The 6,994-nt window shown below is 70.1% G+C and carries 4 protein-coding genes; 3 read left to right on the forward strand and 1 reads right to left on the reverse strand.

What is annotated here, in order from left to right; translation table 11 throughout:
* Nucleotides 1-141 precede the first annotated feature (141 nt).
* The 3 genes from aceE to AB0M82_RS43930 all read left to right on the forward strand — a co-directional run bounded on the left by aceE (nucleotide 142) and on the right by AB0M82_RS43930 (nucleotide 6,142).
* Nucleotides 142-2,937: a pyruvate dehydrogenase (acetyl-transferring), homodimeric type gene (gene aceE, locus AB0M82_RS43920; RefSeq protein WP_364735423.1), complete on the forward strand. Its 2,796-nt coding sequence runs from the start codon at nucleotides 142-144 to the stop codon at nucleotides 2,935-2,937.
* Between the two features lie 112 nt (nucleotides 2,938-3,049).
* Complete coding sequence (locus AB0M82_RS43925) at nucleotides 3,050-4,261, forward strand: alpha-hydroxy acid oxidase (RefSeq protein WP_364735425.1); 1,212 nt, start codon at nucleotides 3,050-3,052, stop codon at nucleotides 4,259-4,261.
* 270 nt (nucleotides 4,262-4,531) lie between these two features.
* Nucleotides 4,532-6,142, forward strand: coding sequence for an L-lactate permease (locus AB0M82_RS43930; protein WP_364735427.1), 1,611 nt, complete (start codon nucleotides 4,532-4,534; stop codon nucleotides 6,140-6,142).
* Here the strand turns inward: AB0M82_RS43930 and AB0M82_RS43935 are convergent.
* The gene (locus AB0M82_RS43935) at nucleotides 6,123-6,761 is read right to left on the reverse strand and encodes a nicotinamide mononucleotide transporter family protein (RefSeq protein WP_364735429.1); all 639 of its coding nucleotides are present in this window, start codon (nucleotides 6,759-6,761) and stop codon (nucleotides 6,123-6,125) included. The two genes, AB0M82_RS43930 and AB0M82_RS43935, sit on opposite strands and share 20 nt — an antisense overlap.
* Between the last annotated feature and the right edge of the window lie 233 nt (nucleotides 6,762-6,994).

Here is a 6,994-nt window from a genome sequence, read left to right on the forward strand (position 1 = left end):
GCGCGCTGGGAGTGGCTCGACCGGGTCGGCTGATGTTACCGGCAAGTAGCGGTGCGGAAGCCGGGACGGAAGACGACGATGGAGAGTCGTACACCCCCGCGTACGAGCACCACCGGCGACAACTTTTCACAAGGAGACCCCTTGGCCCCGCAGAACGACGGCGCCTCCGGCAAGGAGACCCCGGCACGCGTCCGCGTCATCCGTGACGGATTGGCGGCGCACCTGCCCGACATCGACCCGGAGGAGACCGCCGAGTGGCTGGACTCCTTCGACGAGGCCCTCGCGAGGGGCGGGCAGCAGCGGGCCCGTTACCTGATGCTGCGCATCCTCGAGCGCGCCCGGGAACGGAACGTGGGCGTCCCGGCCCTGACCTCGACGGACTACGTCAACACCATCCCCACCGAGAACGAGCCCTGGTTCCCCGGCGACGAGGAGATCGAGCGCCGCTACCGCGCCTGGATCCGCTGGAACGCCGCGATCATGGTGCACCGGGCGCAGCGCCCGGGCGTCGGCGTCGGCGGGCACATCTCGACCTACGCCTCCTCGGCCGCGCTGTACGAAGTGGGCTTCAACCACTTCTTCCGCGGCAAGGACCACTCCGGCGGCGGCGACCAGATCTTCATCCAGGGCCACGCCTCCCCCGGCATCTACGCACGCGCGTTCCTCGAGGGCCGGCTGTCGGAGTCGCAGCTCGACGGCTTCCGCCAGGAGTACTCGCACGCCGGTGAGGGCGGCGGCCTGCCGTCGTACCCGCACCCGCGGCTGATGCCGGAGTTCTGGGAGAACCCGACGGTGTCGATGGGCCTCGGCCCGATGAACGCGATCTACCAGGCTCGGTTCAACCGCTACCTGCGCGACCGCGGCATCAAGGACACCAACGACCAGCACGTCTGGGCGTTCCTCGGCGACGGCGAGATGGACGAGGCGGAGTCCCGCGGCCTGATCCACATCGCGGCGGGCGAAGGCCTCGACAACCTGACCTTCGTGATCAACTGCAACCTGCAGCGGCTCGACGGCCCGGTGCGCGGCAACGGCAAGATCATCCAGGAGCTGGAGTCGTACTTCCGCGGCGCCGGCTGGAACGTCATCAAGGTCATCTGGGGCCGCGAGTGGGACTCGCTGCTGCACGCCGACCGCGACGGCGCGCTGGTCAACCTGATGAACGTGACGCCGGACGGCGACTACCAGACGTACAAGGCCAACGACGGCGCCTTCGTCCGCGAGCACTTCTTCGGCCGCGACCCGCGGACGAAGGACCTGGTCAAGGACCTGTCCGACGCCGACATCTGGAACCTCAAGCGCGGCGGCCACGACTACCGCAAGGTGTACGCGGCGTACAAGTCGGCGCTGGAGCACCACGGCCAGCCGACGGTGATCCTGGCGCACACCATCAAGGGCTACGGCCTCGGCCCGGCGTTCGAGGGCCGCAACGCCACGCACCAGATGAAGAAACTCACCCTCGACGACCTGAAGCTGTTCCGCGACTCGCAGCGGATCCCGATCAGCGACGAGGAACTCGAGCGCGACCCGAAGCTGCCGCCGTACTACCACCCGGGCGCGAACTCGCCGGAGATCGAGTACCTGATCGGCCGCCGCAAGGCGCTCGGCGGCTTCCTGCCCGAACGCCGTCCGAAGTCCGCGAAGGCGCTCGTCCTGCCCGGCGACAAGGTCTACGAGGGCGTCCGGAAGGGCTCCGGCAAGCAGGAGGTCGCCACGACGATGGCGTTCGTCCGGCTGGTCCGCGAGCTGGCGAAGGACTCCGAGATCGGCAAGCGCGTCGTCCCGATCATCCCGGACGAGGCCCGCACCTTCGGCCTCGACTCGATGTTCCCGACGGCCAAGATCTACAACCCGCACGGCCAGACGTACACGTCGGTCGACGCGAGCCTGATGCTGGCCTACAAGGAGTCCGAGAAGGGCCAGCTGCTGCACGAGGGCATCAACGAGGCGGGCTCGACCGCGTCGTTCACCGCCGTCGGCACGTCGTACGCGACGCACGGCGAGCCGATGATCCCGATCTACATCTTCTACTCGATGTTCGGGTTCCAGCGGACCGGTGACGGCCTGTACGCCGCGGCCGACCAGATGGCCCGCGGGTTCGTCATCGGCGCCACCGCCGGCCGCACCACGCTGACCGGTGAGGGCCTGCAGCACGCGGACGGGCACTCGCTGCTGCTGGCGGCGACCAACCCGGCCGCGGTGGCGTACGACCCGGCGTGGTCGTTCGAGATCGCGCACATCGTGAAGGACGGCCTCCGCCGGATGTACGGCGAGACCGGCCCGGACGGCAACGGCGAGAACGTCTTCTACTACATGACGATCTACAACGAGCCGTACCAGCAGCCCGCCGAGCCGGAGAACCTCGACGTCGACGGCCTGCTGAAGGGTCTGTACAAGTACGCCGACGCCCCGGCGGGCGACGGTCCCGAAGTACAGGTCCTGGTCTCGGGCGTCACGATGCCGGACGCGCTGAAGGCGCAGAAGATGCTGGCCGAGGAGTGGGGCGTGCGGGCCGCCGTGTGGTCGGCGACGTCGTGGACCGAGCTGCGGCGCGAGGCCGTCGCGATCGACCACGACAACCTGCTCTACCCGGGCAGCGAGCCGCGCGTGCCGTACGTCACGGAGGCGCTGCAGGGCACGAACGGGCCGGTCGTGGCGGTGTCGGACTGGATGCGCGCGGTGCCGGACCTGATCCGCCCGTACGTCCCGACCGACATGCTGACGCTGGGCACGGACGGGTTCGGCTTCTCCGACACCCGCCCGGCGGCCCGGCGGAAGTTCCTGGTCGACGCCGAGTCGATCACCGTCGGCGCGCTGTCGATCCTGGCCAAGCGCGGCGAGGTCGACCACGCGAAGGTCCTCGAAGCGGCCACGAAGTACCGGCTCGACGACATCTCGGCCGCCGGGCCGCAGACGTCGGATTCCGGGAACGCGTGACCTGGTGCTAGAAAGGGACCCGGCAGACATCCGATGTCTGCCGGGTCCCGCCTGCCGCGCAGTCCGTTCAGCGCCGTCCGTCCAGTGCAGTCCGTTCAGGGAGTTGATGAAGGTGACCAAGCGCCGACTGCCGAAGCCGGCCGAGCTGAAGCAGCTCCTGCGGCCGAAGCCGTTCGTGCTCAACCCGACGGACCGGCGGCTGGCGAACGCGCACACCATCGCCGACCTGCGGACGATCGCGCGCAAGCGGACTCCGCGGGCGGCGTTCGACTACACCGACGGCGCGGCCGAGCTCGAGGACAGCCTGCGCCGGGCGCGGCAGGCCTACCGCCGCATCGAGTTCCACCCGAACGTGCTGCGCGGGGTGTCCGACGTGGACACCACGCGCGAGATCCTCGGCAAGACGTCGGCACTGCCGTTCGCCTTCGCCCCCACCGGGTTCACCCGGATGATGAACCACGAGGGTGAAGCCGCCGTCGGCCGCGTGGCGCAGCGCAACGGCATCCCGATAGGCCTGTCCACGATGGCGACGACGTCGATCGAGGACCTCGCCGCGGCGGCGCCCGAGGCGCGCAAGTGGTTCCAGCTGTACGTCTGGCGCGACCACGGCGCCGGCGAAGATCTGATGAATCGCGCGTGGGCGGCCGGCTACGACACGCTCATGCTTACGGTGGACACCCCGGTCGGCGGCGCGCGCCTGCGCGACGTCCGCAACGGCCTGACCATCCCGCCGGCACTGACCCTCAAGACGTTCCTCGACGGCGCGACGCACCCGGCGTGGTGGTTCAACCTGCTCACCACCGAGCCGCTGACGTTCGCGTCGCTCAACCACTTCGACGGCACCGTCGCCGAGCTGCTGAACAAGCTGTTCGACCCGACGCTGAACTACGACGACCTCGACTGGGTCCGCCGCACCTGGCCCGGCAAGCTGGTGGTCAAGGGCGTGCAGAACGTGGCGGACGCGCGCGACGTCGTCAAGCACGGCGCCGACGCGGTCCTGCTGTCCAACCACGGCGGCCGCCAGCTCGACCGCGCGCCGACGCCCCTGGAGCTGCTCCCGGCGGTGCTGGACGAGCTCCAGGGCGGCGCGGAGGTCTGGATCGACACGGGCATCCTCTCCGGCGGCGACATCGTCGCGGCGATCGCCCGCGGCGCGGACGCGGTGCTGATCGGCCGAGCGTTCCTGTACGGCCTGATGGCCGGCGGCGAGCGCGGCGTCCAGCGCTGCGTCGACATCCTCCGCACGGAGATGGTCCGCACGATGCAGTTGCTGGGTGTCCGCACGCTCGCCGACCTGACCCCGTCCCACGCCACCCTCCGCTGAACCCGTCATCCGCGTGATCAGGGCCGGAACTCGCGTGATTGCGGCCGTAACTCGCGTGATTGGGGCCGTAACTCGCGAGTTCCGGCTCCAATCACGCGAGTTCCGGTTTCGATCACGCGAGTTCCGGTTTCGATCACGCGAGTTCCGTGTTACCGACTGACCCATTGGGCCGAGTGGACTCAAGTTCTTGACGGACCGGCTGGTTTGTGAGGAGGATCACGGGCACTCGCCGAAAGGCCGTTTTCGCATCGTGGAAAACGGAGGTCGCCCGTGTTCGTGCAGGATCTGACTCCCCTCGGTTCCCTCGGGCTGTCCGCGCTCGTCGCCGTGCTGCCGCTGGCCACCGTGCTCGTGCTGCTCGGCGCGGTCCGGATGCGGGCGCACCACGCCGCCCTGATCGGGCTGCTCGTCGCGCTCGTCGTCGGGATCGCCGCGTTCGGGATGCCGGTCGTCCAAGCCGTCTCCGGGGCGCTGCAGGGCGCCGCGTTCGGGCTGTGGCCGATCATGTGGATCGTCGTCAACGCGCTGTGGATCTACCGGCTCACCGTGCGGACCGGGCACTTCGACGTCCTGCGCCGCTCGTTCGGCCGGATCTCCGACGACCCGCGGATCCAGGCGCTGATCATCGCGTTCTGCTTCGGGGCCCTGATGGAGGCGCTGGCCGGCTTCGGCGCGCCGGTCGCGATCAGCGCCGTGATGCTGGTGGCCGTCGGCTTCCACCCGGTGAAGGCCGCGATCGTCGCGCTGGTCGCGAACACCGCGCCGGTCGCGTTCGGCGCGATGGGCACCCCGGTCGTCACCCTCGCCCAGGTCACCGGCCTGCCGCTGCAGCAGGTCTCCTCGATCGTCGGCCGCCAGACGCCGCTGCTCGCCCTGGTCGTGCCGCTGCTGCTGGTGATCATCGTCGACGGCAAGCGCGGCCTGAAGGACACCTGGCGGCCGGCGCTGGTCTGCGGCGTCGCGTTCGGGCTCGTGCAGTTCCTCGCGTCGAACTTCGTGTCACCGCAGCTGGCCGACATCGGCGCCGCGCTCGCCGGCGCGGCCGCGCTGGTGGCGCTGCCCCAGACCCGGCGGCCGGCGCCGGCGGCCGTCCGCGTCGGCACCGGCGGGACGGCGACCGGCGAAGCGCCGCCGGAGGACACGCGCGGCGACGTCGTCAAGGCCTACCTGCCGTACGCGCTGATCATCGTGATCTTCTCCATCGCGGTGCTGCCGCCGGTCAAGAAGCTGCTGGACAAGGCGACCTGGAAGTTCCGCTGGCCGGGGCTGGACGTCGCCGCGCCGAACGGGAAACCGGTGTCCGGCAACACGTTCTCGCTCCCGTTCCTCAACACCGGCGGCACGCTGGTGCTGCTGGCCGGCATCCTGACGGCGATGCTGCTGGCCGTCTCGGCGGGCGGGGCCGCGAGCGAGTGGCTGGCCACGGTGAAGGAGCTGCGGTTCGCGATCCTCACCGTCACCGGGGTGCTCGCGCTGGCCTACGTGATGAACCTGTCCGGCCAGACAGCCGCGATCGGCACGTTCATCGCGGCCGCCGGCGCCGGGCTGGCGTTCCTCTCGCCGGTGCTGGGCTGGTTCGGCGTCGCCGTCTCGGGCTCCGACACCTCGGCGAACGCGCTGTTCGGCGCGCTGCAGGTGACGGCGGCGAACAAGACCGGCCTGCCGGCGGACCTGCTCGCCGCGGCCAACAGCTCCGGCGGCGTCCTCGGCAAGATGGTCTCGCCGCAGAACCTCACCATCGCCTGCGTGGCGGCGAACCTGCCCGGCAAGGAGGGGAAGCTGCTGCGGAAGGTGCTGCCGTGGAGCCTCGGGCTGCTGCTCGTGATGTGCCTGATCGTGTGGGGTCAGAGCACGGCGGCGCTCAGCTGGATGCTGCCATGACCCCCGACCGCGCGGCGACCCGCTTCGCGGAGCGGTTCCAGCTCCACCAGCCGTGCACCACGAGCCCGGCGAACACGAGGTAGACCGCGGCGGAGAAGTACAGCCCGGACGAGATCTGCAGCGGCACGCCGATCGCGTCGACGACCAGCCAGACCAGCCAGAACTCGACGAGTCCGGCGCCCTGCGCGGCAAAGGCGACGAGGGTCCCGACGAAGATCGCGGCGTCCGGCCAGGGCGCCCAGGAGGCGTTCAGGGCGTCGAGGACCAGCGCCATCACGGTGGTGCCGGCGACGAAGGCACCGACCATGGCGAGCCGTTCGGCGAGCCGCCCCTGCCGCACGACGACGCCGAACACCGGGTCCTGGCGGCGTGTCCAGGCCCACCAGCCGTAGACGGAGATGGCGAGGATGGCGACCTGCCGGGCGGCGAGCCCGCCGAGGTGCGCCGAGGCGTAGACGGCGAACAGCAGCACGGTGGCCCCGACCTGCACGGGCCACGTCCACAGGGTGCGACGCTGCGCGAGGAACACCACGGCCAGCGCGAACACCTGCCCGGCGAACTCCGCGATCGAAATGTCCTGGCCGAGCACCCGGAATCCGTGATCCAGCAGGTAGTTCACGTGACGCCCCTTTCGTCCTACCGCTCCCAACATGCGCCCTGACGGACGCATTCCCCAGAGAGTGTGAGCGGCGGAACATCCCGAAGCGTGAGACCGGCCATGCGCCCCAATGTGGCGTTGGTGGCGTCCAACGCACCGAACGCCCAAGGCCGGGTAGTCAAGGATTCCTCTGCCGCGCAAGCGGTCAACGGAACGGCCGTGAATGGCCCATTGAGGGACTCTATGTCCCTCAA

It is taken from the genome of Amycolatopsis sp. NPDC051128, assembly GCF_040682715.1.
Taxonomy (GTDB): Bacteria; Actinomycetota; Actinomycetes; order Mycobacteriales; family Pseudonocardiaceae; genus Amycolatopsis.